Here is a 25,344-nt window from a genome sequence, read left to right on the forward strand (position 1 = left end):
GCTCACTCCTACAAAGGTTATGTGTTTCAAGGACAAGACTATGCAAGCCATCAACAACCTCAACCTCGATTCGCTGCTCGACACCCTCGTCAGCCTCAGTGCCGCCTTCATCCTCGGTGGCCTGATCGGTTTCGAACGTCAGTACCGGCAACGCACCGCCGGCCTGCGCACCAACGTGCTGGTCGCCGTCGGCGCAGCGATTTTCGTCGACATGGCCAACCGTCTCGCTGGCGCCGAAGGTGCGGTGCGCGTGGTTGCTTACGTGGTCTCCGGCATCGGCTTTCTCGGCGCCGGGGTGATCATGCGCGAAGAGGGCAACGTGCGCGGTCTCAATACCGCCGCGACCCTGTGGACCTCCGCAGCGGTCGGTGCCTGTGCCGGGGCCGATCTGCTCGCCGAAGCCGTACTCGGCACGCTATTCATTCTGGCCGCCAACACCTTGCTGCGGCCGATCGTCAACAACATCAACCGCCAGCCACTGGACGTGGTCTCGGCGGAAGTCACCAACATCGTCTACGTCATCGCCCGACGCTCCCAGCAAACCGCCGTGTTTGCCTTGCTTGAGGCCGAGCTTGAACGCAGCAACTACCCGGCCAGCGATGTTGATGTGCATGCCTTCGGCGCCGATGAAATCGAAATCGAAGCGACGCTGGCGACAACGTCGGTCGATGGCGATGAACTGGATGCGCTGGTGGCGCGGATTTCCACATCGGCGCTGGTGGTGCAGGCGTTCTGGAGTCCGAGTACCACGGAATGATCGTTTTCGGTTGCTGAGAATTGTCCTACAAGGCGGCAAGAAAGAACCTACATTTTCACCCTTGGGTCTCGATCACTATTTGTTCCGGAGCAGAGATGCCCGGCGTCCTGATGACTCGATGCGTTATTACGGAAGTGCAATGAATACCTGGAAAGTTCGGCAGGGAATGGCCGGAAAGAGGGGGGAACCATTCGTTGCAGATTCCGTGATGAAGGTTGTTCGCTACAGCGAGCAAGCCTGTTGTCGCTGATGAGTAATTGGGAGAGCCAGGCCGCTGGGCCGAATAAACAACTATCCCAAGAGATGTAAAAAATGAAAAAGATCGTCGCTGTTACCGCCGCTACCGTTGTCATGGGTCTCGCTTCTTTCGCCAATGCTGCGACGCCGGCTTCCGGCAACCCTGGCACCGTACGTTTCATTGGTGAAATCGTATCCGGCGCCTGCGGTATCGACGCCAGCTCTCTGGACCAGACCGTTTCCCTGGGTCAGGTGCCATCGAACCAGTTCAAGGCGATCGGTGATCGTTCGACGCCGACCAAGTTCGACATCATCCTGACCGACTGCGACACCACCACCCAGAAGAACGCCCGCTTCACCTTCAGCGGTGTGCAGGATCCAGCGGTTCCGGGCCTGTTCGCCACTACCGGTCTGGCGCAGAACGTCGGCATCCGTCTGCAGGCCAGCGCTGGCGAAATGCTCGATAACGGCACCGAGCAGGTCGCTCCGGTTGTGCTGCAAAACGGCAACAACACCGTGACCTTCGCCGCCATGTATGAAGCCACCGCTGCGACCGTCACCACCGGTGAAGCAGACAGCGTTGCGAACTTCACCGTGGCCTACAACTGATACCTCGGTATCGCACGTTGTAAGAGAAAGGGGTGAAAACCCCTTTTTTCTTTTCCGTCAAAGTTCTGATAAAGGCTATTTCCCGTGTACGGCCGAAAACTTTTCGTGTCTTGCGTGTTGATCTCCTGTGCGCGTTATTCAAACGCTGTGGAGTTTAATTCGGAGTTCCTGAATATCGATAAAAACGACGATATCAGTCTCGGACAGTTTGCCCACGCCCAATACACTGTGCCCGGTCGTTACTTGCTGGATATCACCGTCAATCAGCGTTATTTCGGTTCACGTTCGATCGAGTTCAAGAGCGGCGCCAACCCGCAAGAAAGTTACGCCTGTCTGCCCGAAGACCTGGTGGCGACCTTTGGTCTCAAGCCTGCGTTGCTCAAAAGCCTGCCGCGTCTGGCTGAGGGGCAATGTGTGGATTTGCGTGGCATTGAAAATGCCTCGATCAAGTACATGAAAAACCTTGGACGTCTGTCGATCAGCCTGCCGCAGGCCTCGTTCGAGTATGACGATCCCAACTACATTCCGCCTGCCGCCTGGAGCGACGGGCTCAACGGCGCGTTGCTTGATTACCGAGTGATCGCCAACAGCCGCGAAACCAATACGCCGTCCGGCGATTCGCGTTCATTGCAAAGCTATGGCACGGCCGGGGTCAACCTCGATGCCTGGCGCATCCGCGCCGATTATCAGGCGCGGCAAGAGTCAGGTAGCCAGAATAATGATCCCCACGGCGAAGCGTTCCAGTTGAACCGCTTGTACGCCTATCGCGCGTTGCCATCGATACGTTCGAAGCTGTCGGTCGGTGAGGACTATCTGAACTCCGATGTGTTCGACACCTTTGCCCTGCGCGGTGCGACCCTGAGCAGCGATGACCGCATGTTGCCGCCGAACCTGCGCGGTTATGCGCCGCTGATCAGTGGCGTGGCGCGTACCAACGCGACCGTCACCGTATCCCAGCAGGGTCGTGTGTTGTACTCGACCACGGTGACACCGGGTGCGTTCAGCCTTCAGGATCTCAACAGCAGCGTGCAAGGCACACTGGATGTGACCGTGCGCGAAGAGGATGGCAGCGAACAAACGTTTACCGTAGCCACCGCCGCAGTTCCGTTTCTGTCCCGTGAAGGCGAGTTGCGTTACAAGGTTTCCGCCGGCCAGCCGCGCCTGACCGGTAACGGCGGCACAGAGCCTGAGTTTGTCGCCTCGGAAGCGGCCTATGGTCTGCCAAGGGACTGGACGATCTACGGTGGCGTGCTGGCTGCCTCGGGTTATCAGTCGAATGCCATCGGTATCGGCAAGGACCTTGGCGTATTCGGCGCAGTGTCTGGTGATGTCACCACGTCTCGGGCGAAGCTGCGCTGGAACGGCGAAACCGTGGCCGGCAACTCTTACAGAATCAACTATTCCAAGCGTTTTGACGCCATTGGCACCGACCTGCGGTTTCTGGGTTATCGCTTTTCCGACAAGACCTTCACCAACTTTTCGCAGTTTGTCGGCGATGCTGATTCCTATGCGATGAACTCGGGCAAGCAACGTTATTCGGTGACCCTGGCCAAGCATTTTTCCTGGTTATCGACGAGTTTTTCCTACGACCATTCGACTTATTGGGACGCGCCGGCAGCCGATCGTTTCGGCATGACCGTGGCGCGCAGTTTTTCCCTTGGCAACGTCAAGAACATCACCGCAAACCTGTCGGCTTACCAGACGCAAAACAGTCGGCAGAATGACTCGCAGATCTACCTCGGTGTGACGGTGCCACTGGGGGGCAATTCGATGGCCTCCAGTAACCTGCAGCGCTCGGGCTCCGGCGATTCGTCCGCCAGTGTCGGCTACAGCCATGACGACGGCGAAGGCGTGAACTATCAGGTGTATGGCGGCGTTGGCGACAACCGCTACGTCAACGCCTATGTCGGTAAACGCGCTTCGAGTTACCGCGCCAACGCGTCGGCCTCCACCGATGGCAGCACCTATCGCTCGCTGACCGGCGAACTCGACAGCTCACTGGTCGCCACCCGTTATGGGGTCTCGGCCCATGGCAATGGCACCAATGGCGATACGCGCCTGCTGGTGTCCACCGATGGCGTACCGGACGTGGCCTTCACCGGGCAGACCCGCACCAACCGGGACGGCTATGCGGTGATGGATGGCTTGCCCTCGTTTCAGGCTTACGAAGCGCGGGTCAACGTCGAAAAACTGCCGCTCAACACCGAAGTGTCCAACCCGATCCAGCGTCTGGCGCTGACCGAGGGGGCCATCGGCTACGTCAATTTCGCCACGGGGCAGGGCCGCAACGCATTTGTCGTATTGACCCGCAACGACGGTAAACCGGTGCCTTTCGGCGCATCGGTGCAGGACAAGAACACCAACCGGGAGGTGGGCATCGTCGGCGAGGCGGGCGTCACTTATCTGTTGGGCATCAAGGTTGGGGCTGAACTGGTAGCGCGTTGGGATGACGCCGGCCAATGCAGTCTGGCCAAACTCCCTGAGGAGGACGTGGTGAGCAATATCGCCAAGCCTGCCCAGTGTCTGTAACCGCGTCTTCCAATGAACCCGGAGTCATCATGTCTCGTTTTGCCTTGTTTACTGCTCACCGTCTGTTTCTGGCCGCGGGCCTTAGTCTGCCGCTGTTGGCCAGCGCCGCTGTGGTGCCGGATCGCACCCGGCTGGTGTTCGAGGAAAGTGCACCATCGGTCAGCGTCACAGTCAGCAACAAAAACCCGCAGCTGCCATTCATTGTGCAGTCGTGGATCGAAAACGAGAGTGGCCAGAAAGTCACCTCACCGTTCATGGTCCTGCCACCGCTGCAGCGCATCGAGCCGAACGAAAGCAGTGTGCTGCGTATCGTGAAATTGCCCGAACTGGCCCTGCCGGCTGACCGCGAGTCAGTGTTCTATTTGAACATTCGCGAGATTCCGCCGAAGAGCCAGGCCGTCAACTCGATGCAGATCGCCTTGCAGTCGAAGATCAAATTGTTCTATCGCCCGGCAGCGGTGAAGCGTGAGCGTGGTGAAGACCTCGCGCTGGGCCTGAACCTGAAAATCGACCCGGCAGCGAAACAGCTGATTGTCGATAACCCGACACCGTTTCACATCACTGTGGTCGGGCTGCTGGCCGGCCCGGAAAAAACCAGAATGCCGATCGATACGGTGATGATCGCGCCACGCGGCAATGCGCGCTTTGCCCTGAGCAACACCGCGTTCAGCACCTTGCGGGTGTCGAACATGAATGACTTCGGTGGCCAGTCCGACACGCTGTTCAACTGCGTGGCGAACGTCTGCAAAGGCGTGAGACCGTGAGCCTGTTCTCTACGCTGACCCGGCTGGCCGCGGCCGCAGTGCTGCTGGGCGCGTCGCAGTTGGCTTCGGCGATGGTCTGCAAGTCGCTGGACGGCGGCAGCTACCTGAGCGAATACATTGGCCCGGTGTCGGTGCCGGACACCGTGCCGGACGGCACGATCATCTGGCGCTCGAAAACCCATGTGGTGCCGGCCGACTGCTGGAAACTCTTCGATCTGCACTTCAGGGAAGACGATCCGATCTACTTCTATGGCAACCCGGCAGGACTCAATGCCACCCCGTGGGGCATCGAATTCGGTCTGGTGTATCGCGGCGTGACAGCCTGGGACGGCGACTGGAGCTCCAACCCGACCCAGGGCGTGAACAGCGGATTCGTATCCCGTGGTTGCCCGGACGCGACCAGCGGCGCTGACATGCTCGCGTGTTCACGGGTGACGCCCAGCATTGCGTTTCAGGTGGTGATCCGCAAACGCGGATTGTTGCCCTTGCAGCGTCCCTCGCAAGACACCTACGACGTGTTCCAGTTCGACGGTCTCTATGGCTTGAATGGCGGGCCGAGCAACCCGGCGGGCAACTTCCGTTTTCAACTCTCCGGGTTGCAGAACATTGTCGGCACTGCGTGCACAGTCGACGTCACGGTGACGCCGGAGCCGGGCATTGTCGACTTTGGCGTGATCCAGAAAACCACCACCGGTTTTTCCCCACCCAATCCGACCGGCCCCTTCAACCTGGCCCTGGAGAAAAAGTGCAGCAGCGCGATCAACATCGGTGCGACGTTTGTGACCACCCACCAACAGGGCCTCTACAACATCTTGCCATCCGCCGATAGTCAGTTCGGCATTCAGGTGCGCGATGCCCACAACAATCTGGTGCAGATCAACGAGCCTTTCCCTCTGGCGAATTTTCCGGCGGACGTCAGCCATATCGATGTGCCGTTCAGCGCGTCGGTGGTGTCGCTGGGCAATCCCGAGGTCGGACCGTTCGAAGCGATCATGGTTGTGCAGATCGTTTACTACTGATGACGCATTAGCTTCTGGGAAATTTCCTACATTGACGCAGGATAAGTCCTGCGTTCAACCCTGCTGGCGCAGGCCACTATCCGGTCTCCCGGGTCAATTGAGTGATTAAAGGAAGATGACCTCCCCACGTATTCTGGTGCTGGAAAATCATGAGTTTGCCCGCAACGTGCTGGTCAGGATGTTGCAACGCCTGAGCGTGCGTGACGTGTTGCAAGCACCGGATGCCGAGCAGGCCATGGTGCAGATGCACCTGCAGGGCGGGGTCGATATCGTGATCTGCGACCTCACTGACCGGGGCCTCGATTGCCTGGAATTCCTCCGTGTTGCCAGCCACAGCGGTATGGTGCGCGCGGTGTTGCTGTGCAGTGAACTCCCCCCGGAGCTGGCGCGTACCTTGGGGCAAATGGCCTCGCTGGGCGGTCTGCAATTGCTCGGAGTGCTGAGCCGGCCGGTGCAGCTGCGTGCGTTGAACCGCCTGTTGTATCGCTATAAACACGGGCGGATCCCGCCAGTGCTGGCGCCACCGAGCAAAGAGTTGCCCCACGAAGATGAAGTGCGCCGCGGGCTGGCGCTGGGTGAGTTTCGGGCGTGGTTTCAGCCGCAGTTTCAATTACACAGCGGTGCGGTGATCGGCGTGGAAGCGCTGGTGCGTTGGCAGCATCCCGCGCGCGGGACGCTGTTGCCTTGCGACTTTCTCTCCGCCGTGCTGGCGTATGACTTGACCGACCAGATGTTCAAACAGTTGCTTGAGCAGGGCCTGAACCTGCTGGGCATTTTGCGTCATCGTGGTGTGGCCTTGCAGTTGGCGTTCAATCTGCATGCCTCGCAACTGACCCATAGTGCTCTGGTGGAACACATCAAACGGGCGCTGGAGCGGCACGGGTTCAACGGATCGGTTCTGATGCTCGAACTGGCGGAGAACGGTTTGCTCGATTGCCCGCCCGGCACGCAGGAGAACTTGTTGCGTTTGCGCCTGCTCGGCTGCGGATTAGCGGTCGACGACTTCGGTGTCGGGTTTTCCTCGTTGAAGCTGATGTGCCAGTTACCGTTCACCCAGATAAAACTCGATGGCCGTTTTGTCCAGCACCTCGACCGTCAACGCAACCGGGCGATGGTCGCCAGTACGAGGGTGCTGGCTCGTTCGTTAGGAATGGATCTGGTGATCGAAGGCATCAGCAGCCCAAAGGTGCTTGAGCATGTGCGCGAGCTGGAGTGCGAAATGGGTCAGGGTTATTACCTGGCCCGTCCCATGAGCGGACATGACTTGCTGCAATGGCTGGAGAAGCCAGAGGGCGAGCGCTGATCGTTGTGCGGTGCTGTGCGGTGTTTTCCAAGAATTTTCCTACAATTCTGTGGTGCTCGTGTATGTTCTGCACGTGGAGCATCTGGACTGCTGTCCCATTGTTATTTGTGGCGTTGCCAAGTAGTTGATCAACGTCTTACAGGGGTTTTTATGTTGAAAGCGATCATCGTGGACGATCACCCGTTCATTCGCTCTGCGGTCAAGATGCTGTTGAAACAGGAACATTTCGAAGTCGTCGCGGAAGCGGACAATGGCGCCGATGCTGTGCAGCTGGCCCGCGAACATACCCCCGACCTGATCATTCTGGACATCGCCATGCCCAAGCTCGACGGCCTGGAGGTGATCTCGCGTATCCGCGCGCTGAACCTGTCTTGCAAGGTCCTGGTGCTGACGTCGCAGTCGGCACAGTTCTATTCCATGCGCTGCATGAAGGCTGGCGCAGCCGGATACATGTCGAAAACCAACGACCTCGACGAGTTGGTCAAAGCCATCAAGGTGGTGATGGACGGCTATACCTTCTTCCCCAATCTGGCCAGTAGCTCGGTGCGCCGCAGCGATGCGCAGGCCACCGATCTGGAACTGATTCAAAGTCTGTCTGATCGCGAGTTGACGATCCTGCAGCAACTGGCCAAGGGTTTGAGCAACAAGGAAATCGGCGAAGCCATGCTGTTAAGCAACAAAACCGTCAGCACTTACAAGACGCGGCTGATTGAGAAACTCAACGTCAAGTCGGTGGTGTACCTCGCCGATTTTGCCAAGCGTAACAACCTGCTCTAGATGATTATTTTCGTCAGAAATTGCCTGGCCGGTCTGGCACTGTTCGGCTCAATGTCGTTGCTGCAGGCCATGGCCGCGACGCAGCCCGATACATTGCAATTGCTCGGTCGCTCGGATGTCGACGAGTATGCCGTGCCACTCGATGAGCCGGACTGGAGCTGGTTGCGCCGTAAGGGGCGTCTGTTGCTCGGCGACAGCAGCCCTGATTACGCGCCTTTTGCGATCACCGGCAACGGCAATGATTACGAAGGCCTGACGGCCGATTACGCACAACTGATCGAACAATTGCTGCACGTCACGGTCGAGGTCCGGCGCTACGCCTCGCGCGGCGATCTGCTGACGGCGCTGAAGCACGGCCAGATCGATATGATCGGCACCGCCAACGGTTTTGAGGCGGCGGACCCCGAACTGGCAATCTCTTCGCCTTACGCTGACGATAACCCGACCCTGGTGACGCGCATCGATGAGAGTCACAACCTGCCGGAAGACCTGGCGGGCAAACGGGTGGCGATGCTCTATCACTACCTGCCACCGGAAACGGTCAAGGCGTTTTACCCAAAAGCCGACGTGCAACTGTATCCCTCGACACTGACGGCGATCGGTGCCGTGGCGTTCGGTCAGGCTGACGTCTATCTGGGCGACCTGCTCAGTTCCAATTACCTGGTCAAGAAGAACTACCTCAACAACGTTCAGCTCAGCGATTTTTCGCGCATGGAAACCCAGCCCTTCAGTTTTGCCGTGACCCGGGAAAACACCCGGTTGTTGCACATTCTCGATGCGGCGTTGAAGGTCATTCCTGCGGAAGAGCGTATGAGCATCCGGCGCCGCTGGAGTGTCGGCGGGGTGGCCATTCCCGGCCAGCATCGGCTGCATTTCAGCGTGAACGAACAGCGTTGGCTGGATCACCATCCGCGTATCAAAGTCGCGATCAACGAAAACTTTCTGCCGTTGACCTTTGTCGATCAGGCCGGAAACTTTCGCGGCATCAGCGCTGACGTGCTGGCCAAGATCAGCCTGCGCACGGGTCTGCAATTCGATATGCAGCGCGTAGATTCGGTGGGCGACCTGATCGGCGAGGTGACCAGCGGCAAGGCCGACATGCTCGCCGCTTTCACCCCGAGTACTGAGCGCGAAGGCGAACTGCGCTTTACCCGGCCGTACCTGATCAATCCGTTCGTGTTGGTCATGCGCCGTGGCGACGAGCCGCAGACGCTCGATCAACTGGCCGGCAAACGTCTGGCGCTGATTCGCGGCAATGTCTTGCGTGAATACCTCGTCGAGCAATACCCCAATGTGCAGTTGGTGCCGGCGGACAATGCTGCCGAAGCCATGGAGATGGTCGCGCTGGGAGAGGTCGACGGCGCGATCAACTCACTGGTCAGTGCCCGCTACACGATCTCGCGTCAGTACCGCGACAAATTGCAGGTCACCAGTACCGTCGGCACCCAACCTGCACGCATCGCACTGGCCACCAGTCGCGGTGCGCTGGAGCTGTACTCGATTCTCGACAAGGCCCTGTTGAGCATCAGCCCGGAGGAAATGGATGAGCTGACCAACCGCTGGCGCAGCGAAGTGGTGGTGAATGACAGTTATTGGCTGCGCAATCGCGGCATGATCATCCAGGGCTTCGTGATCGCCGGCGTGTTGCTGTTGGTGGCGCTGGGCTGGATCGCTTATCTGCGTCTGTTGATGCGCAAGCGCCGTCAGGCGGAAATCGCGCTGAACGATCAGATGGAGTTCATGCGCGTGCTGATCGACGGCACGCCGCATCCGATCTACGTGCGCGATCGCGAAGGTCGCCTGGTGATCTGCAACAGTGGTTATCTGCAAGTGTTTGGCACCGAGCGCGAAGCGGTCATCGGCAAGTTGGTCACGGACGGCGTGCTCAGCGATATGCAGCAAGCACAGACGTTTCAGGATGATTATCTACGGGTGATGGAGGACGGCTTGCCGAGCATCCAGGACCGCAGCCTGAATCTGGCGGACGGCCGCGCGCTGACCATCTATCACTGGATGCTGCCATACCGTGGCAGCGATGGTGCCGTCACCGGCATGATCGCTGGCTGGATCGATGTCAGCGAGCGTCAGCATCTGTTGCAGGAACTGCAAATCGCCAAAGATGTTGCCGATGACGCCAACCGCGCCAAAACCACGTTCCTGGCAACCATGAGCCATGAAATTCGGACGCCGATGAACGCCATCATCGGCATGCTCGAACTGGCGCTGAAAAAGGCCGATCAAGGTGTGCTGGATCGCTTTGCCGTTGAAGTGGCCTCGGGCGCAGCGCGGGGCTTGCTGGACCTGATTGGCGACATTCTCGATATTGCACGGATCGAGTCCGGGCGCCTGTCGCTGGCGCCGGAACGCGCCAATCTGCGTGAACTGATTGAATCGGTTGCGCGCATTTTTGAAGGCCTGGCGCGCCAGAAACAGTTGCGTCTGCAACTGGATCTGGACGCCCTGAGCAACGTCGACGTGTTGATCGATCCGCTGCGTTTCAAGCAAGTGTTGTCGAACCTGTTGAGCAATGCGATCAAGTTCACCGATGTGGGCAAGGTGGTATTGAGCGTGCAGGTCGAGACTGGCAGTGATGATCGACTGCGCCTTTGCTTGCGCGTGACCGACAGTGGGCGCGGCATCTCGCTTGTGGATCAGGCGCAATTGTTCACGCCGTTTTCCCAGGCTGCCAACCATGGTCAGTCGGCCCAGGGCGGCTCCGGGCTGGGGCTGATGATCAGTCGCACCTTGTGCGAAATGATGGGCGGCAGCCTCACGCTGACCAGCGAGTTGGGGCAGGGCACGCAGATCGAGGTGCGGTTGAATCTGCCGACACTCGATCCTCTGGACGCCGCGCCGGTCGAGGAAAACGTGGCACTGCAGGCCAGTCACTGTCTGAATATTCTGGTGATTGACGATTACCCGGCCAACCGTCTGCTGCTGTCGCAGCAGTTGAGTTATCTGGGCCACCGGGTGACGGATGCCGAGGACGGCGCCCATGGCCTGCGTGCCTGGCGCAACCAGACGTTCGACGTGGTCATCACCGACTGCAACATGCCGATCATGAATGGTTACGAACTGGCCCGGGCGATCCGCGATGAAGAGGCGACGCGAGGATTGGCGCGCAGCCTGGTGTTGGGGTTTACCGCCAATGCGCTGGCCGAGGAGAAGGATCGTTGTGCCGAGGCCGGCATGGACGATTGCCTGTTCAAACCGATCAGCCTCAGGGATCTGAATCTGCGTCTGGCCGCAGTCGTTCCACGGCCTCGTTCACCGACTGAAGACGAGCCCGGCGATGTCGGCATCGGTGACATCGATCTGGGCAGCCTCGAACAATTGACCCGTGGCGACCGCGCGTCGATCAACAGTCTGTTGAGCGATCTGGCCACGAGCAATGCGCAGGACATGGCCAAACTGATGCGCCTGTTTACCCAGCACGACATGCCCGGGCTCGCTAATCTGGCCCACCGGGTCAAGGGCGGCGCACGCATTATCAAGGCGCACTCACTGATCCAGGCTTGTGAAGCGCTGGAAGTTGCCAGCGAAGGTCTCGACACGCAGGTTCTGACCGAAGCGGTGGATGCCTTGCAGCAATCGATGGAGCGTTTGGCGGCACAACTGGATGAGCGTCTGGCGTAGCAATCTATTTCCATTTTCCCTGTCGTTCTTGCGAATTTTCCTACATTCGTCACTGGCTCTCTGTCGCTAACGTGCGGTGGTCTCGGCATACAGCCGAGCTCACTTCACTGGTTAACATTTGGAGCTGTTGATGACCCTTCCACGTATGTCTTCCCGTGCACGATTGGCCGTCTGTGGACTGGCCGTCGCTGCGGCGTTGAGTGCCTGCGCCAGCGCGCCGCTTCCAGAGCAACAGATCAGCTTGTCCAAGGACGCGGTCAACCGTGCGGTGTCGGCCGAAGCAACCCAATACGCACCGTTGGAAATGAAGGCAGCGCAAGACAAGATGTTCCAGATGGAACGCGCCCTCGGTGAGAAAAACTACCCGCAAGCCAAGTTGTTGGCCGAACAGATCGAAGCCGATGCCAACCTCGCCGAACGTAAATCGCGCGCTGTGAAATGGCAGAAACAATTGGCTGACGCGCGCAATGGCATTGAGGTGCTCAAGCAGGAAATGCTGCAAGACCCGGTCACCGGTTTCAATCCGCCAGCCAGCGCTCAATAAGGACTTGTTCATGTCGAATTTCAAACTGTTGCCCATCGCTTCGCTGATCGCTCTGACACTGGCCGGTTGCGCCACGCCGCCTGAAAACCCGCAACTGCTGCAAGCCCGCGAACAGTTCGCGGCGCTGCAAAACAAGCCGGAAGCCAACACCCTCGCAGCTATTGAAACCAAGTCTGCCTTTACGGCGTTGAACGCGGCCGACCAGGCGTCGCAGAAGGACCGCCAGGCATCGCAAGTCGATCAATTGGCCTATCTGGCCAGCCAGAAAATCGCCCTGGCCGAGCAGACCATTGCCGGCCGCCAAGCAGAGGCGGGTCTGAAGAAAATCGACGCCGAGCGTACCCAGGTGCAACTCGACGTGCGCACTCAGCAGCTCAAGGCGCTGCAAGCGATGAAAGCGCAGAAAACCCAGCGCGGGGAAGTCGTGACCTTCGGCGATGTGCTGTTCGACACCGGCAAGGCCGATCTCAAGTACGGCAGCCAGCGCAACTTCGAACAACTGGCGCAGTATCTGGCGGCCAACCCTGAACGCAAGGTGCGCATCGAAGGGTTTACCGACGATGTCGGCGGTGACGATTTCAATCAGCGTCTGTCGGAGCGGCGCGCAGACGCCGTGGCTTTCGCGCTCAAGCAAATGGGCATCGGCGCTGATCGGCTGATCACCAAAGGCTACGGCAAGCAATTTCCGATTGCCGATAACGGCAATGCTCGCTCCCGTCAGCTCAACCGTCGGGTGGAGGTCATCATCTCTTACGGTTCAAGCGTGGTCGGTGCACGCGGCTGATGAGCGATCAAGCGAGCCTGCAACGGGCTCGCTTTCTTGCATCTGAGCATGGGTCAAGACCGATCAATGCTCTTGGGAAATTTCCTACAAAGACAAGGAAAAATCCTACTCAGAAAGTCCCTTCGATTCTCTAAATTGCCGGTTCCCCGAGTGCGAACCGGTTCCCTCAAAGGTTCTGACTCAACTCGATTTACGCCGTTGCCCAAGAGGGCGCACGTGAGGTTCTGTTGATGAAAACCCGTTCCCCGTTGTTCCAGCGCAACCCAGTCGCCGTGGCCGTCGCCATTGCGTTTTTGCTGCCACTGCACGCCAGTGCCTATACCTCTTCAGTCAATGGCGGGGCAGTGATTTATGACGAAAGCGTTACCACCGGCGTGCAATCGATCGGAACCAACGGCACGGCCCATCGCACCACGGTCAGCGGTAGTGGGACGCAGAGCGTATTTCAGAACGGTGTGACCTACGACACCGTAGTAGACAGTGCGACACAAAACGTTCTCAGTGGCGTCAGCCATGGCACGGTGGTCAATAACGGCGGCTCACAGATGGTGGGCACCAGCGGTATTGCCAATGACACCGTGCTCAATGCCAGTCAGCAGACCGTCACTCGTTCCACGGCCAACCGCACGCTGATCAATGCGGGCAGCGTACAGACGCTGGATATCATGGCGATTGCCAACGATAGCCAGGTCGGTGCTGGCGGTACGCAAAACCTGATCAACATGGCGGTGGCTAACGGCAGCGTGATTAACGCAGGCGGTGAGCAAACCCTGCGCCGTGGCCTGGTCGGCGGGGCGGTGGCCAATGACACGCGCGTGCAGGGTGGTACCCAAAGCGTGTACGCCACTGGCACGGCCAATAACAGTACGGTCAGCAACGGTGGTCAGGTCAATCTCTACACGGGTGCCCAAGCCAATGGCCTTGTGGCAGACGCAGGTGGCACGGTGAATGTCATGGAGAACGGCGTGAACACGGTGGACTCGCTGACCCTCAATGGCGGGCGTCTGGCATTCGCGCCGGGCAGCGACGGTACGTTCAAGACGCTTACGGTCAATGCTCTTTCCGGTAGCGGCAGCATTTTGATGAATACCGATATCGCCAATCAGCGTGATGATTTGCTGATCGTGCAAGGCGCCGGCATGGCCAGTGGTGATCACACGTTGATCGTCGGCGATAGCGGTAATGAACCGACGACCTCCGATGGCCGCTTGCTGTTGGTCGATACGAACGGCGGCAGCGCGAAATTCGCCCTGTATGGCGGCCACGTCGATGCGGGTGCATTCCGCTATACCTTGCGCCAACAGGGTGATGACTGGGTACTGGCGAGCGGGGGAGCGATTCCGGTTGATCCGGTAACGCCGGTGGATCCAGAGACGCCAGTAGACCCCGGCAATCCGGTGGAGCCAGTGACGCCAGTTGATCCGGTCAATCCAGTGGATCCGGTGGGCCCTGTGACGCCACCGCCGCGCCCGATCGACCCGGCGCCGGAAAACCTGTCCAAAGGGGCCAACGCCGCCATCGCCGCGCACACCGCCGGCGCCAGCCTGTGGAACGCGCAGATGAACGCTCTGGTCAAGCGCCTCGGCGAGTTGCGCATGGGCGAGGATGACGGGGGGCTCTGGACCCGCGCCATCGGCAAGCGTTTCGATGTGAGCGAGCATTCCAGCCGCGCCTATTCCCAGGACGTCAGCGGTCTGGAAATCGGTGCCGACAAGGCTTTCGCAGTGGACAGCGGCAAGATTTATGTCGGTGGCATGGTCGGTACTGCGCGTTCCGATCTGGATTTCGGTGAAGGGGCGTCGGGCGATATCGACAGCCGCATGTTCGGCATTTACGCCACTTACCTCAATGACAATGGCGTCTACGTTGACAGCGTCCTGAAGTACAGCCGTTTCGATACGGACATCAAAACGCCGAACAATCTGGGGCAAGCGGTAAAAGGTTCCTACAGCACTAATGGTGTCGGTGCTGATATCGAGGTTGGCAAGCGCATCAATCTGAAGGATGGCTGGTTCGTCGAGCCGCAACTGGAAATCACTGCGACCCGCACCCAAGGGGCCAGTTACACCGCCAGCAACGGCCTGCGCGTCAAGTCCGATGATCTGGATTCACTGCAAAGCCGTGTCGGTTCGCTGTTCGGTCGCAGCCTGGAGCTGAGCAATGGCATGAAGGCCCAACCGTATGTCAAAGCGTCGTACATCACCGAGCATGCCGGCAGCAGCAAGGTCAGCGTCAATGGCAACAAACTCGATGCCGAGCTGCCGGGCAACCGCGTCGAACTCGGCTTCGGCGGCGTATTGCAGGTCAGTGAGAAAAGCAAGATCTCGCTGGATGCCGAGTACGCCAAGGGCAATGGCATCGAACAGCCATTCGGAGTGAGCCTGGGGTATCGCTACCTTTGGTGAGGCGGGTTGCCACGTCGGATCCTTCCGACGTGGCGTTGTTCTTCAAAGGGTGTCGGAGATTTCTTGGTGTTTTTTCAGACTCGTCCTACATGCTTTGACGACTGTTTTGCCTAGTGTGTCGCCTCTTACGCCGCGAGCGGCGACCTTTTCTACCTCTGTCGAAACCAATGTCCTACAAAAGCTGGCGAATTCTGATTGCCGACGAGGAGCCTGCGTTGCACGCCCGAATCGGCAAGACCTTTAAAGAACTGGGCTGTCGCGAACTGACGCGGGTGCACTCGTTTCGTGAGTTGTTGGGCGTGACCCATTACTCCAGCGAGCCCTTCCAGCACTTTGACCTGATGATCATCAACGCGGGGTTGATCGCCGCCACTGGCGTGGATTGGGTGCGGTTCTTTGCAAGCAATGCACAGATTCGCCACGGCGTGATTCATGACACCGTTCGCGGCCAGCCGCAGGCTCAGACGATTTATGCCAACCACCGACGACAGTTGATGCTGATCCGTACCCCGGACCGGCAAACCCTTGGCCCTTTGCTGGAGCACCTCGATGTTCATGAACAATCCCACAACCGTTGAGATCTCTGCTGGCGAGTCGAATACGCGATTGGCCACGACACACCATGCTCCCGGCATCGACGACTCAATCGCCGTGCCTGCTCTGCCGCTGCGTGTGTTGGTGTTGGAAGACCATGCGTTCCAGCGCTCGGTGGCGGTCAACATGCTGCGTACGCTGGGTTGTCGCGAAATCTTCGAGGCCAGTGACGGAGCTCAGGCGCTGGCGCTCTTGCAGGAAGTCGGTACCGTCGATGTCGCCCTGTGCGATTTGCAGATGGAGGGGATGGACGGGCTGGAGTTTCTGCAGCGGGTGGGGGCCTCGGGGCAGGTCAAGTCGGTGATCATCAGTAGTTCGCTGTCGGCAGACCTACGTCGTGCGGTGCATCAGATGGTGGCGTTGCTTGGCCTGGAACTGCTGGGCGATGTAGGCAAGCCTTTGCATGTGCAAGTGCTGGCGAATCTGCTGAGCAAATCCCTCGACAGGCCTGCTCTGGCGCAACCCACGGCCGCTGCCGTGACGCTGGCCAGTGAGGCATCGGTTCGTCAGGCGTTGGCGCAGCAGCAATTGCAGGCCTGGTATCAGCCCAAATTCAACCTGCAGACCGGTGAGGTCTGTGGTGTAGAGGTGCTATGCCGCTGGCTCCATCCGACCCACGGCATCCTTTCGCCCGCTTTGTTCATGCCTGTACTGGAGCGTTGCGGGTTGCTCGACGAGCTACTGTTTGCGCAGATCGAGCAGGCACTGGGCGTGCAACGAAGTGCCCGTGCACAGGGAGTTTTCCTGAATGTTGCGTTCAATCTGCACGCTGTGCAGTTGGCCAATGCGCAGCTCACGACCACGTTGAAGAACCTTCTGGCGCACCACGGCGCTTGCGGTGCAGGCCTGACTTTCGAACTGACCGAAAGCGGTCTGCTAGAAGCGCCGGCCACCAGCCTGGAAAGCCTCGTCCGCCTGCGAATGATGGGCTGTCGTCTATCGATCGATGACTTCGGCGCCGGCTTCTCATCTTTGCAGCGCTTGTGTCAGTTGCCGTTCAACGAGATCAAGCTCGACGCCGAATTCATCCGCAATCTTGAGCACGAACCGCGATGCCGGGCGGCGATCAGCAGCACACTGGCGTTGGGTGAAACCCTCGGCATGAGCGTGGTGATCGAAGGGATCGAGACCGATGCACAGCGCCGTGAACTGTTGGCATTGGGGTGTTCCCAAGGGCAGGGCTATTGGTATGCGCGGCCGATGTCCGGGGCTGATCTGTTGCTTTGGTTGCAGCAGCACAGTGATCGGCGTGACTTGGATGAGTGAACCTTCTTTTAGGAAAAGTCCTACAGATCCTGTCGTGTGGCTTGCGTAGTCTTGCCGCACCCAGAAACCGTGACACCGGGAGATTGAGCATGATCAATAAAGCCCTGCGCATCCTGATAGCAGATTCGCAGCATTTCCACCGGATGAAAATCGAGCGTCTGTTCAACAGCCTCGATTACTACCGCGTGGCCCCGGTGCAAAGCCTCACTGAGCTGTTGACGCTGGTGGACTACGGTTGTGAGCCGTTCGATGTGGTGGTCATCAATGCCGAACTGGCGGCGCGTTCGCTGGATCTGCTGGGGTTTTTCCTTGATAACCCGCAGATTCGTCAGGCGTTGATCTATAACGAAGGCACGGCGCCGTTGCAACAGACCTCGGGGTTCGCTCAGGAGAATGTGCAGATCAGTCATTTGACGTTGCCTTCAAAACAGTCGATCAGTCAGTTGATGGCGCTGGTCGATGTGCCCGCAAAGCCAGGTAAACCGGCCGCTCACAAGCCACACCCGCTGATGCAGTACGTTGCGCATGCATAAAAAGTCCCCGGCCGCAACTGTCAGACCTGACAGGTGCTTTGCTCCCCGTTCCATGCAACAGTCCCTGTGCAGCCACTGAGTCTGGATCAGCCCCCATCGGTGGCCTGACCGTCAGTCTTTGCACCGGGAGTGGCCATGAAGTTAGCGCTGATCGTCGACGATCATCCGGTGGTGCGTGCCGCCATCCGGATCGTGTTGCAAGCCGAAGGATTCAAGCAGATATACGAGGCGTCCCAAGGCAACGAGGTGATCTCGCTTATTCGTGAACACAAGCCTCAATTGGTGATCCTCGACCTGAATCTGCCAGTGCTCGGCGGGCTGGAGGTGCTGGCCCGGATCAAGGCCAATGATCTTCATTGTCGAGTGCTGGTGTTCAGTACACACGAGCCGATGTTCTATCAGGAACGCTGTGTGCGCGCCGGGGCCATGGCCTACGTGACCAAAACCAATCAGTTGGAGCAGTTGCGCAATGCCATCCGGGCGGTGGTGTCGGGGCATACCTTTTTCTCTGCGCTCCCGGACCATTTCAGTACGCTGAATGCCGTGCAGATCACGGAAAAACAGATGATCGAGCAGCTCTCCGACCGTGAGTTGAGCATTTTCGCGCAACTGGGGCGGGGCAAGTCCAACAAGGCGATTGCTGAGGACATGCACCTGAGTCACAAAACCGTCAGCACCTATAAGACCCGTCTGATGAAAAAACTCGGGGTGAACTCAGCGGTACACTTGCGCGATTTCGCCAAGCGCAATCATGTGATCTGAGCGGACAGACATGAGGCAGGGGCGCCGGATTGTCTGGCTGTGGCTGTGGCTGACGCTGATGGCCACCTGTTGGGCAAGCGACACGCCGCAGGTGCTGCAAGTGCTGACCCGTACCGGACTGGAAAATGTCCAGCTGCGCCTGGATGAACAGGACCGGCAATGGCTGCGTCAGCATCCGGTGTTGCGCATGGGCATTTCCGGGCCGGATTACCCGCCGTTCGAGATCACCCGTAATCAACAGGAACTCGAAGGGCTGACCGCCGATTACGCCGACCTGCTGGGGCAGTTGCTCGGCGTGCGCATCGAAGTCCGCCGTTTCGCCAACCGCGATGCCGTGATGGCGGCACTCAAACGCGGCGATCTCGATCTGCTGGGGACCTCCAACAGTTTTGAAGCCGCCGACCCGGCCTTCATCCTGTCCCGTGCCTACGCCGAAGATCAGCCGATGCTGGTGACTCGACTCGATGAACAATTGCCCACCGATCTGGCCGGCAAGCGCCTGGCCATGGTCGAGGACTATCTGCCTCTGGCCAGCGTGCAGGCGTTTTATCCCCGGGCAAGTGTGCAGCGTTACCCGTCGGCGATGGATGCGCTCGGTGCGGTGGCCTTCGGCGCGGACGATGTTTATCTGGGCGACTTCATCAGTGCCAACTACCTGATCAACACCAATTATCGTAACGACCTGCAATTGGCCGGTCCGGCCGGGCTGGACGCCAATTCGTTCGGCTTCGCGCTGTTGCGCAGCGATGGGCGCCTCAAACGCATCGTCGACAAGGCATTGACGGCCATCCCCATGGAGCGGCGCCAGCGCATCGAGCTACGCTGGAGCGTCGGCCTCGCCGATATGGCTGAACAGTCGCGGGTGCAGCTCAGTGCGAATGAGCAGGAATGGCTGGACCAGCATCCAGTTGTCCGGGTTGGAGCCATCGAAGATTTCGCGCCGCTGACATTTTTTGATGCCGATGGCCGTTTCAGCGGACTGTCGGCGCAACTGCTGAGTCTGATCAGCCAGCGCAGCGGGTTGAACTTCGAGATCGTGCGCGGGACGTCGCTGGATCGGCAGATCGAACAGCTCAAGGCCGGTGAACTGGATGTATTGCCGGTGGTGACACCGAGCAGCGAGCGCGAAGCCGAACTGCAATTTACCCGTGCCTACCTGAATAATCCGTTTGTGCTGGTCAGCGTAATCACCGCGCAGGGACCGCTCAACCTCGATGATCTGGCCGATAAACGGCTGGCGATTTATCGCGGCCATCCGTTACGTGCTTACCTGTTAAGCCGCGTGCCGCGCATCCGTCTGGTCGAAGTCAAAAGCCCCGCTGAAGGCGTGGCGTTGATTGCCAAGGGTCAGGTCGATGCCACGGTGAGTTCATTGCTGGTGGCGCGCTTTCTGATCGCACGTCACTACCGTGAGCGTCTGCGCATTACCGGCACCATCGGCGATCAACCGGCGCGCATTGCGTTGGCGACGGCACCGCAGATGACAGCATTGCATTCGATCCTGAACAAGGCGTTGTTGAGCATCGCCCCGCCACAGATGGACGAACTGGTAGAGCGCTGGAGCCACGATGTGGTTGTGGAAGACAGTTATTGGTTACGCCATCGTCGCGAGATTCTCCTCGGTTTTGCCGGTGCGGCGGTGTTGCTGGCGCTTGCGCTGGCCTGGATCGTTTTTCAACGCCAACAGATTCGCCGGCGCCAGCAATGGTTGCAGCAATTGCAGGAAGCCAAGGACGTGGCAGATGATGCCAATCGCGCCAAGACCACGTTTCTGGCGACCATGAGCCATGAAATTCGCACGCCGATGAACGCCTTGATCGGCATGCTCGAACTGGCCTTGAAGCGCGCCGAGGAAGGCGTGACCGATCGCTTGGCGATTCAGGTGGCATCCAACGCCGGGCAACAGTTGCTGGCGTTGATCGGCGACATCCTCGACATCGCGCGGATCGAGACCGGGCATTTGTCCCTCGTGCCTGAGCGTGCCAACCTGCGTGAGCAGGTGGTGTCGGTGTGTCGAGTGTTTGAAGGGCTGGCGCGGCAGAAGCGCTTGTTGTGGCACATCGAACTTGATGCCCGCAGCAACATTGACGTGCTGATTGATCCGACGCGCTTCAAACAAGTGCTGTCGAATCTGTTGAGCAACGCGATCAAGTTCACCGAGGAGGGCGAGGTCAGTCTACGGCTGACGGTGACCACCGCGACGGCGGAACGCCTGAGTGTGAAAGTGCTTATTGAAGACAGCGGGGTGGGGATTAACGCCGACGACCGACGACGGCTGTTCAACCCTTTCGTGCAGGCGAGCCATGACTCGCAATCAGCCCGCAGTGGTTCCGGGCTGGGGCTGGTCATCAGTCGCAACCTCTGTGAAATGATGGGCGGTACGCTGCGGCTTGACAGTGCACCGGGTGAAGGCACACGCGTCGAAGTCAGTCTTGAACTGCCGTTGTTGGCTGCTCTGGCTCGCGCGCCAAGTGCTCCGCAAGCAGCGCTTGCGGTAACGGCTTCACTGAGTGTTCTGGTGGTGGACGATCATCCGGTGAACCGATTGCTGTTGTGCTGGCAGTTGAGTGAACTCGGCCATCGCACCGTCGACACCGAGAACGGTGATGAAGGCCTGAAGCAGTGGCGGGCGCAGGCGTTCGATGTGGTGATCACCGATTGCAACATGCCGCGGCGCAACGGTTACCAACTGGCGCGGGCCATCCGCGATGCCGAGTCGCATGCCGGCCGCAAGCCTTGTCTGATCCTCGGCTTTACCGCCAATGCGCAAGCTGAGGAAAGGACGCGCTGCCTGAATGCCGGCATGGACGAATGCCTGTTCAAACCGATCCGCTTGCACGACCTGGCGCAGGCGTTGACGGCTGCCAGTCATTGCGAGAAGACGGTGGACCCCGGCGAGGTGGCCGCGCTGACGGAAATCGACCTGAGCACGCTGGAGCAAATGGCTGGGGATGATCGTGCCTTGATCGAACAGTTGCGCAAGGAAGTGTTGAACAGCGTGCGCCTCGATCTGCAACGTCTGGAGCTTTTGCAGCAGGAGCAGGATCGCGCAGGGTTGCGCGAGCTGGCGCATCACATCAAGGGTGGGGCGCAGATGGTCGGCGCGGCGCGGGTGGTGGCGGCATGTGTAGCGCTCGAGCAGGCGTGTCGCGAGACGCACGCGGCGCCGCTGGACGTGGCGAGCGAGACGTTGCGCAAGGCCATGGCCGGACTCGCGCAACGCTTGCAAATCTGACGGGCGCCGGCTCAGTCCCAGTGCGGCGCGATGCCTTTCGGGCTGGTCAGGCGATGGTCGCGATCAAGCGTGGCAATCAGCGCCATATCGGCGTCGCTCAGTGTCAGCGCTGTAGCGGTAAGGTTGCTTTGCAGGTTGGCGCGCTTGGTCGACGACGGAATCACCGCGTAGCCAGACTGCATGGCCCAGGCCAGGGTGATTTGCGCCGGGGTGGCTTGCAGGCGCTGGGCGATCTGCTGGATCAGCGGATCTTGCAGCACTTCGCCGTAGGCGAGGGTCATGTACGAGGTGATGTGGATGCCTTGGCTCTGGGCGAACTCGACCACTTTGCGGTTTTGCAGATACGGGTGCAGTTCAATCTGATTAGTAGCGATGTTGTCGGCACCGACCGCCGCGATCGCCTGTTGCATCAGCTCGATGGTGAAGTTGGAAACACCGATCTGTCGGGTCAGGCCCAGACGCTTGGCTTCGAGCAGGGCGCCCATAAACTCTTCGACCGGCACTTGGTTTTCCGGCGACGGCCAGTGAATCAGCGTCAGGTCGAGGTAGTCGGTCTGCAGTTTTTGCAGGCTTTCCTTGAGGCTGTCGATCAAGCGATCCTGGGCGAAGTTGGCGACCCAGATCTTGCTGGTGATGAACAGCTCTTCGCGCGGTATGCCGCTGGCTGCGATGGCCTCGCCGACGTCGGCTTCGTTTTCGTAGATTTGCGCGGTGTCGATGGCCCGGTAGCCGAGTTCGAGAGCGGTGCTCACCGAATCAATGACGACCTGGCCTTGCAGGCGAAATGTACCCAGACCAAAAGCGGGAACAGACATGAAAAACTCCAGGGTTGCAGTGGGAATGGGCAGGAGTATCGGCGTCTGCATCGTTGAGAAAAACCGCTGGCGGGGCAAAGCACTGTTGATCAGAAGTCATGAATCATTTTCAGGATTTGTGTTGTCCGGGCTGGCCTCTTCGCGAGCAGGCTCGCTTCCACAGGAGATCTGTGGTGTTCACAAAATCCTTGTGGGAGCGAGCCTGCTCGCGAAGGGCGCACCACCGATTCAGGCAATGTCACTGTGGGCAAATTCCTCGCCGAGAAAATCAATCAACGTGCGCACTGACGGCAATAACCCGCGCCGCGAAGGGAAAATCGCATGCACTACGCCGCACTTCGGCGCCCAACCGGGAATCAACTCCACCACACGACCGGCCGCAATGTCCTCACGCACCACCACACTCGGCAAATGCGCCACGCCAACGCCGGCAATCACCGCCTGACGCAGGGCAATCAAATCATCGGTGACCATGCGTGGCGTATGGCGAATCAGTGCCGTGTTGTCATTCGGCCCGAGCAGCTCCCATTGATATTCGCGCTGCGCCGCGCCCCAGTGCAGGCTCGGCAAGCCGTTGAGGTCGGCAGGTGAGGGCGGTGACGACAGGCGTTCGACAAACTGCGGGCTGCCGACCACCGATTGCGTGCTGTTGCCCAGCACCTTCATGACCATGTCGGTGTTCTCCAGCGGTGGAAAACGCACGCGCAAGGCAATGTCGAAGCCTTCGTGCAGCAGATCGACGCGGCGGTTGGTGCTCTCGATAAACAATTCCACTAGCGGGTATTTGAGCATGTAACGGGTGAGCATCGGCCCGACCCACGAGTTGAGCAGCGCTGTCGGGCAACTCAGGCGCACCAGTCCCTGCGGTTCGGAGCGGTTGCGTTCGATCAGCTCGGCGGCGCTTTCGGCTTCGACGCGCATGGCCAGGCAGCGCTGGTAATAGGCCTGACCGATTTCGGTCAACGAACAATGGCGGCTGGTGCGGTGAAGCAAGCGCACGCCAAGGCGTTCTTCCAGTTCGGAAATCCGTCGGCTGAGCTTCGATTTGGGCATGTCCAGTGCGCGCCCGGCGGCGGCGAAACCATGATGTTCGACCACTTGGGTAAAGTAGTAAAGGGTGTTGAGGTCTTCCACCATCGTTCTCCATATAGAACGCTAAGGCTGATTTTTGCAGTCTAGTGCATTAATGGTCATGGATTTAAGCTTGATCCATCGCGTCACTCACCCAAATTGGAGACAACCATGAAAAACATCATCGGTATCTACACCAGCCCGCGCGGCCATTGGGTCGGCGATGGTTTCCCGGTTCGCACGCTGTTTTCCTACGACAACCTGGGCAAACACATCAGCCCGTTCCTGCTGCTCGATCACGCCGGTCCAGCCGATTTCACCCCGACCATCGAACGGCGTGGCGTTGGTCAGCATCCGCACCGTGGTTTCGAAACCGTGACTATTGTTTATGAAGGCGAGGTTCAGCACCGCGATTCGACCGGTAGTGGCGGTGTGATCGGCCCGGGCGATGTGCAATGGATGACTGCGGCTTCCGGGATCCTCCACGAGGAATTCCATTCGGAAAACTTCGCCAAAACCGGCGGCAAACTGGAAATGGTCCAGTTGTGGGTCAACCTGCCGGCCAAAGACAAAATGGCCGCGCCGGGCTACCAGACCATTCTCGACAGCGACATCCCGAGCATTGCGCTCAAGGACAACGCCGGTCGCCTGCGCCTGATCGCCGGTGAGTTCGATGGCCACACCGGCCCGTCGCGGACTTTCACACCGATTGATGTGTGGGATCTGCGCCTGAACGCCGGCAAGTTGCTGACGCTGGATTTGCACGAAGGCCGCAACACCGCGCTGGTGGTGCTCAAAGGTTCGGTGCAGGTCAACGGTGTGGAATCGGTGCGTGAAGGGCAGTTGGCGCTGTTCGAGCGTGACGGCCATCAACTGACACTCGAAGCCAGCCAGGACGCGGTGGTGTTGCTGCTCAGCGGCGAGCCGATCGACGAACCGATCGTCGGCCACGGCCCGTTCGTGATGAACACCGAGCAGGAAATCCACCAGGCCTTCGCCGACTTCCAGTCCGGCCGCTTCGGTCAGATGCACGCTTAACGCACCACCACTGCGCTCTACACAGGACGCGTAGTCCGGTTCGCAGGCCAGGGATGGCTGTTGCCTATAGAAAAGAGGAAACGCACATGAACACGCCCGTCCGGGCCAGATCAACGCCTGGGACAACGAAGATTTCGTCAAGGCGATCAAGGCCACTGGCAAGAAGCAATTGATCATTGCCGGTGTGGTGACTGAGGTTTGCGTGGCGTTCCCGGCGCTGTCGGCGCTGGAAGAGGGCTTCGATGTGTTCGTGGTGACGGACGCCTCCGGCACATTCAACGAACTGACCCGTGAATCGGCGTGGAACCGCATGTCCAGCGCTGGCGCGCAATTGATGACCTGGTTCGGTCTGGCCTGCGAGCTGCACCGCGACTGGCGCAACGACATCGAAGGGCTGGGCACGTTGTTCTCCAATCACATCCCGGATTACCGCAACCTGATGACCAGCTACAGCACCCGACTAACGGTACATAACTCAAGTCCTATGCAATAAATGTAGGAGTGAGCCTGCTCGCGATGGCGGAGTGTCAGTCGAAGTCTCTTTGACTGATACCCTGCCATCGCGAGCAGGCTCACTCCTACATGGGTTTTGTGGTGTTTTTGCGGGCGTGTTCATCCTCTGAAATCAATTGCTCCTACACTTGCTCAATCTGTGCGATCTTCTCG

At 59.2% G+C, this 25,344-nt stretch carries 19 protein-coding genes and 1 pseudogene; 18 read left to right on the forward strand and 2 right to left on the reverse strand.

The genetic code is table 11. The features are described 5' to 3' along the window. The first annotated feature begins 40 nt into the window (after positions 1-40). From ACOYXH_RS06360 to ACOYXH_RS06435, 16 genes are all read left to right on the forward strand, one after another. Positions 41-757, forward strand: a complete 717-nt coding sequence (locus ACOYXH_RS06360; protein ID WP_007913384.1) for an MgtC/SapB family protein — start codon at positions 41-43, stop codon at positions 755-757. A 312-nt stretch (positions 758-1,069) separates the two neighbouring features. Next, positions 1,070-1,603, forward strand: a complete 534-nt coding sequence (locus ACOYXH_RS06365; RefSeq protein WP_095047684.1) for a fimbrial protein — start codon at positions 1,070-1,072, stop codon at positions 1,601-1,603. A 147-nt stretch (positions 1,604-1,750) separates the two neighbouring features. After that, positions 1,751-4,132 carry a fimbria/pilus outer membrane usher protein gene (locus tag ACOYXH_RS06370; protein ID WP_245398032.1) on the forward strand — a complete coding sequence of 794 codons (2,382 nt, stop codon included), beginning with the start codon at positions 1,751-1,753 and terminating at the stop codon, positions 4,130-4,132. Between the two features lie 29 nt (positions 4,133-4,161). Next, complete coding sequence (locus ACOYXH_RS06375) at positions 4,162-4,896, forward strand: fimbrial biogenesis chaperone (RefSeq protein ID WP_095047683.1); 735 nt, start codon at positions 4,162-4,164, stop codon at positions 4,894-4,896. Beyond that, positions 4,893-5,915 carry a fimbrial protein gene (locus ACOYXH_RS06380; protein ID WP_245398033.1) on the forward strand — a complete coding sequence of 341 codons (1,023 nt, stop codon included), beginning with the start codon at positions 4,893-4,895 and terminating at the stop codon, positions 5,913-5,915. The genes ACOYXH_RS06375 and ACOYXH_RS06380 overlap by 4 nt, the downstream gene beginning before the upstream one ends. Before the next feature lie 115 nt (positions 5,916-6,030). Beyond that, positions 6,031-7,218, forward strand: coding sequence for an EAL domain-containing response regulator (locus ACOYXH_RS06385; RefSeq protein WP_258709518.1), 1,188 nt, complete (start codon positions 6,031-6,033; stop codon positions 7,216-7,218). Positions 7,219-7,368: 150 nt separating this feature from the next. After that, positions 7,369-7,995 (forward strand): response regulator transcription factor, encoded by a 627-nt coding sequence (locus ACOYXH_RS06390; protein WP_093431991.1) that lies wholly within the window; start codon positions 7,369-7,371, stop codon positions 7,993-7,995. Then, a complete protein-coding gene (locus tag ACOYXH_RS06395; RefSeq protein WP_245398034.1) occupies positions 7,996-11,631 on the forward strand; it encodes a transporter substrate-binding domain-containing protein in 3,636 nt (1,211 codons plus the stop codon). It begins immediately after the preceding gene. Between the two features lie 130 nt (positions 11,632-11,761). Beyond that, on the forward strand, positions 11,762-12,175 hold the full coding sequence (locus ACOYXH_RS06400) for a DUF4398 domain-containing protein (RefSeq protein ID WP_245398035.1): 414 nt from the start codon (positions 11,762-11,764) through the stop codon (positions 12,173-12,175). A gap of 10 nt (positions 12,176-12,185) precedes the next feature. Beyond that, complete coding sequence (locus tag ACOYXH_RS06405; RefSeq protein ID WP_258709519.1) at positions 12,186-12,959, forward strand: OmpA family protein; 774 nt, start codon at positions 12,186-12,188, stop codon at positions 12,957-12,959. Between the two features lie 230 nt (positions 12,960-13,189). Then, complete coding sequence (locus tag ACOYXH_RS06410) at positions 13,190-15,364, forward strand: autotransporter outer membrane beta-barrel domain-containing protein (RefSeq protein WP_095124836.1); 2,175 nt, start codon at positions 13,190-13,192, stop codon at positions 15,362-15,364. Between the two features lie 167 nt (positions 15,365-15,531). After that, positions 15,532-15,942 carry a hypothetical protein gene (locus ACOYXH_RS06415; RefSeq protein ID WP_095047679.1) on the forward strand — a complete coding sequence of 137 codons (411 nt, stop codon included), beginning with the start codon at positions 15,532-15,534 and terminating at the stop codon, positions 15,940-15,942. Continuing rightward, complete coding sequence (locus ACOYXH_RS06420) at positions 15,920-17,224, forward strand: EAL domain-containing response regulator (protein WP_095047772.1); 1,305 nt, start codon at positions 15,920-15,922, stop codon at positions 17,222-17,224. The genes ACOYXH_RS06415 and ACOYXH_RS06420 overlap by 23 nt, the downstream gene beginning before the upstream one ends. A gap of 89 nt (positions 17,225-17,313) precedes the next feature. Beyond that, a complete protein-coding gene (locus tag ACOYXH_RS06425; RefSeq protein ID WP_095047678.1) occupies positions 17,314-17,757 on the forward strand; it encodes an ANTAR domain-containing protein in 444 nt (147 codons plus the stop codon). Between the two features lie 135 nt (positions 17,758-17,892). Further along, positions 17,893-18,519: a response regulator transcription factor gene (locus tag ACOYXH_RS06430; RefSeq protein ID WP_095047677.1), complete on the forward strand. Its 627-nt coding sequence runs from the start codon at positions 17,893-17,895 to the stop codon at positions 18,517-18,519. 10 nt (positions 18,520-18,529) lie between these two features. After that, a complete protein-coding gene (locus ACOYXH_RS06435; protein ID WP_460410386.1) occupies positions 18,530-21,754 on the forward strand; it encodes a transporter substrate-binding domain-containing protein in 3,225 nt (1,074 codons plus the stop codon). 11 nt (positions 21,755-21,765) lie between these two features. Here ACOYXH_RS06435 and dkgB read toward each other — a convergent pair whose 3' ends face one another. Together dkgB and ACOYXH_RS06445 are read right to left on the reverse strand one after the other, a co-directional pair. Continuing rightward, positions 21,766-22,569, reverse strand: coding sequence for a 2,5-didehydrogluconate reductase DkgB (dkgB, locus tag ACOYXH_RS06440; RefSeq protein ID WP_095047675.1), 804 nt, complete (start codon positions 22,567-22,569; stop codon positions 21,766-21,768). 228 nt (positions 22,570-22,797) lie between these two features. Further along, entirely contained in the window at positions 22,798-23,706 is a 909-nt protein-coding gene (locus tag ACOYXH_RS06445; protein WP_095047674.1) for a LysR substrate-binding domain-containing protein, read from the reverse strand. 105 nt (positions 23,707-23,811) lie between these two features. On the opposite strand from ACOYXH_RS06445, the gene ACOYXH_RS06450 reads away from it, so the two are divergent. Further along, on the forward strand, positions 23,812-24,678 hold the full coding sequence (locus ACOYXH_RS06450) for a pirin family protein (protein ID WP_095047673.1): 867 nt from the start codon (positions 23,812-23,814) through the stop codon (positions 24,676-24,678). A gap of 94 nt (positions 24,679-24,772) precedes the next feature. Next, positions 24,773-25,171 (forward strand): annotated as a pseudogene (locus ACOYXH_RS06455) (isochorismatase family protein); the annotation flags it as partial. Positions 25,172-25,344 lie beyond the last annotated feature (173 nt).

Source organism: Pseudomonas sp. Mb7, from assembly GCF_054790525.1.

Coding starts and splice junctions, on each gene's coding strand:
- ACOYXH_RS06445 (WP_095047674.1), bottom strand. CDS start 23,706: ATGGTGGAAGACCTCAACACCCTTTACTACTTTACCCAAGTGGTCGAA.
- ACOYXH_RS06425 (WP_095047678.1), top strand. CDS start 17,314: ATGATCAATAAAGCCCTGCGCATCCTGATAGCAGATTCGCAGCATTTC.
- dkgB (WP_095047675.1), bottom strand. CDS start 22,569: ATGTCTGTTCCCGCTTTTGGTCTGGGTACATTTCGCCTGCAAGGCCAG.
- ACOYXH_RS06430 (WP_095047677.1), top strand. CDS start 17,893: ATGAAGTTAGCGCTGATCGTCGACGATCATCCGGTGGTGCGTGCCGCC.
- ACOYXH_RS06410 (WP_095124836.1), top strand. CDS start 13,190: ATGAAAACCCGTTCCCCGTTGTTCCAGCGCAACCCAGTCGCCGTGGCC.
- ACOYXH_RS06375 (WP_095047683.1), top strand. CDS start 4,162: ATGTCTCGTTTTGCCTTGTTTACTGCTCACCGTCTGTTTCTGGCCGCG.
- ACOYXH_RS06360 (WP_007913384.1), top strand. CDS start 41: ATGCAAGCCATCAACAACCTCAACCTCGATTCGCTGCTCGACACCCTC.
- ACOYXH_RS06450 (WP_095047673.1), top strand. CDS start 23,812: ATGAAAAACATCATCGGTATCTACACCAGCCCGCGCGGCCATTGGGTC.
- ACOYXH_RS06365 (WP_095047684.1), top strand. CDS start 1,070: ATGAAAAAGATCGTCGCTGTTACCGCCGCTACCGTTGTCATGGGTCTC.
- ACOYXH_RS06395 (WP_245398034.1), top strand. CDS start 7,996: ATGATTATTTTCGTCAGAAATTGCCTGGCCGGTCTGGCACTGTTCGGC.
- ACOYXH_RS06435 (WP_460410386.1), top strand. CDS start 18,530: ATGAGGCAGGGGCGCCGGATTGTCTGGCTGTGGCTGTGGCTGACGCTG.
- ACOYXH_RS06390 (WP_093431991.1), top strand. CDS start 7,369: ATGTTGAAAGCGATCATCGTGGACGATCACCCGTTCATTCGCTCTGCG.
- ACOYXH_RS06385 (WP_258709518.1), top strand. CDS start 6,031: ATGACCTCCCCACGTATTCTGGTGCTGGAAAATCATGAGTTTGCCCGC.
- ACOYXH_RS06415 (WP_095047679.1), top strand. CDS start 15,532: ATGTCCTACAAAAGCTGGCGAATTCTGATTGCCGACGAGGAGCCTGCG.
- ACOYXH_RS06405 (WP_258709519.1), top strand. CDS start 12,186: ATGTCGAATTTCAAACTGTTGCCCATCGCTTCGCTGATCGCTCTGACA.
- ACOYXH_RS06420 (WP_095047772.1), top strand. CDS start 15,920: ATGAACAATCCCACAACCGTTGAGATCTCTGCTGGCGAGTCGAATACG.
- ACOYXH_RS06400 (WP_245398035.1), top strand. CDS start 11,762: ATGACCCTTCCACGTATGTCTTCCCGTGCACGATTGGCCGTCTGTGGA.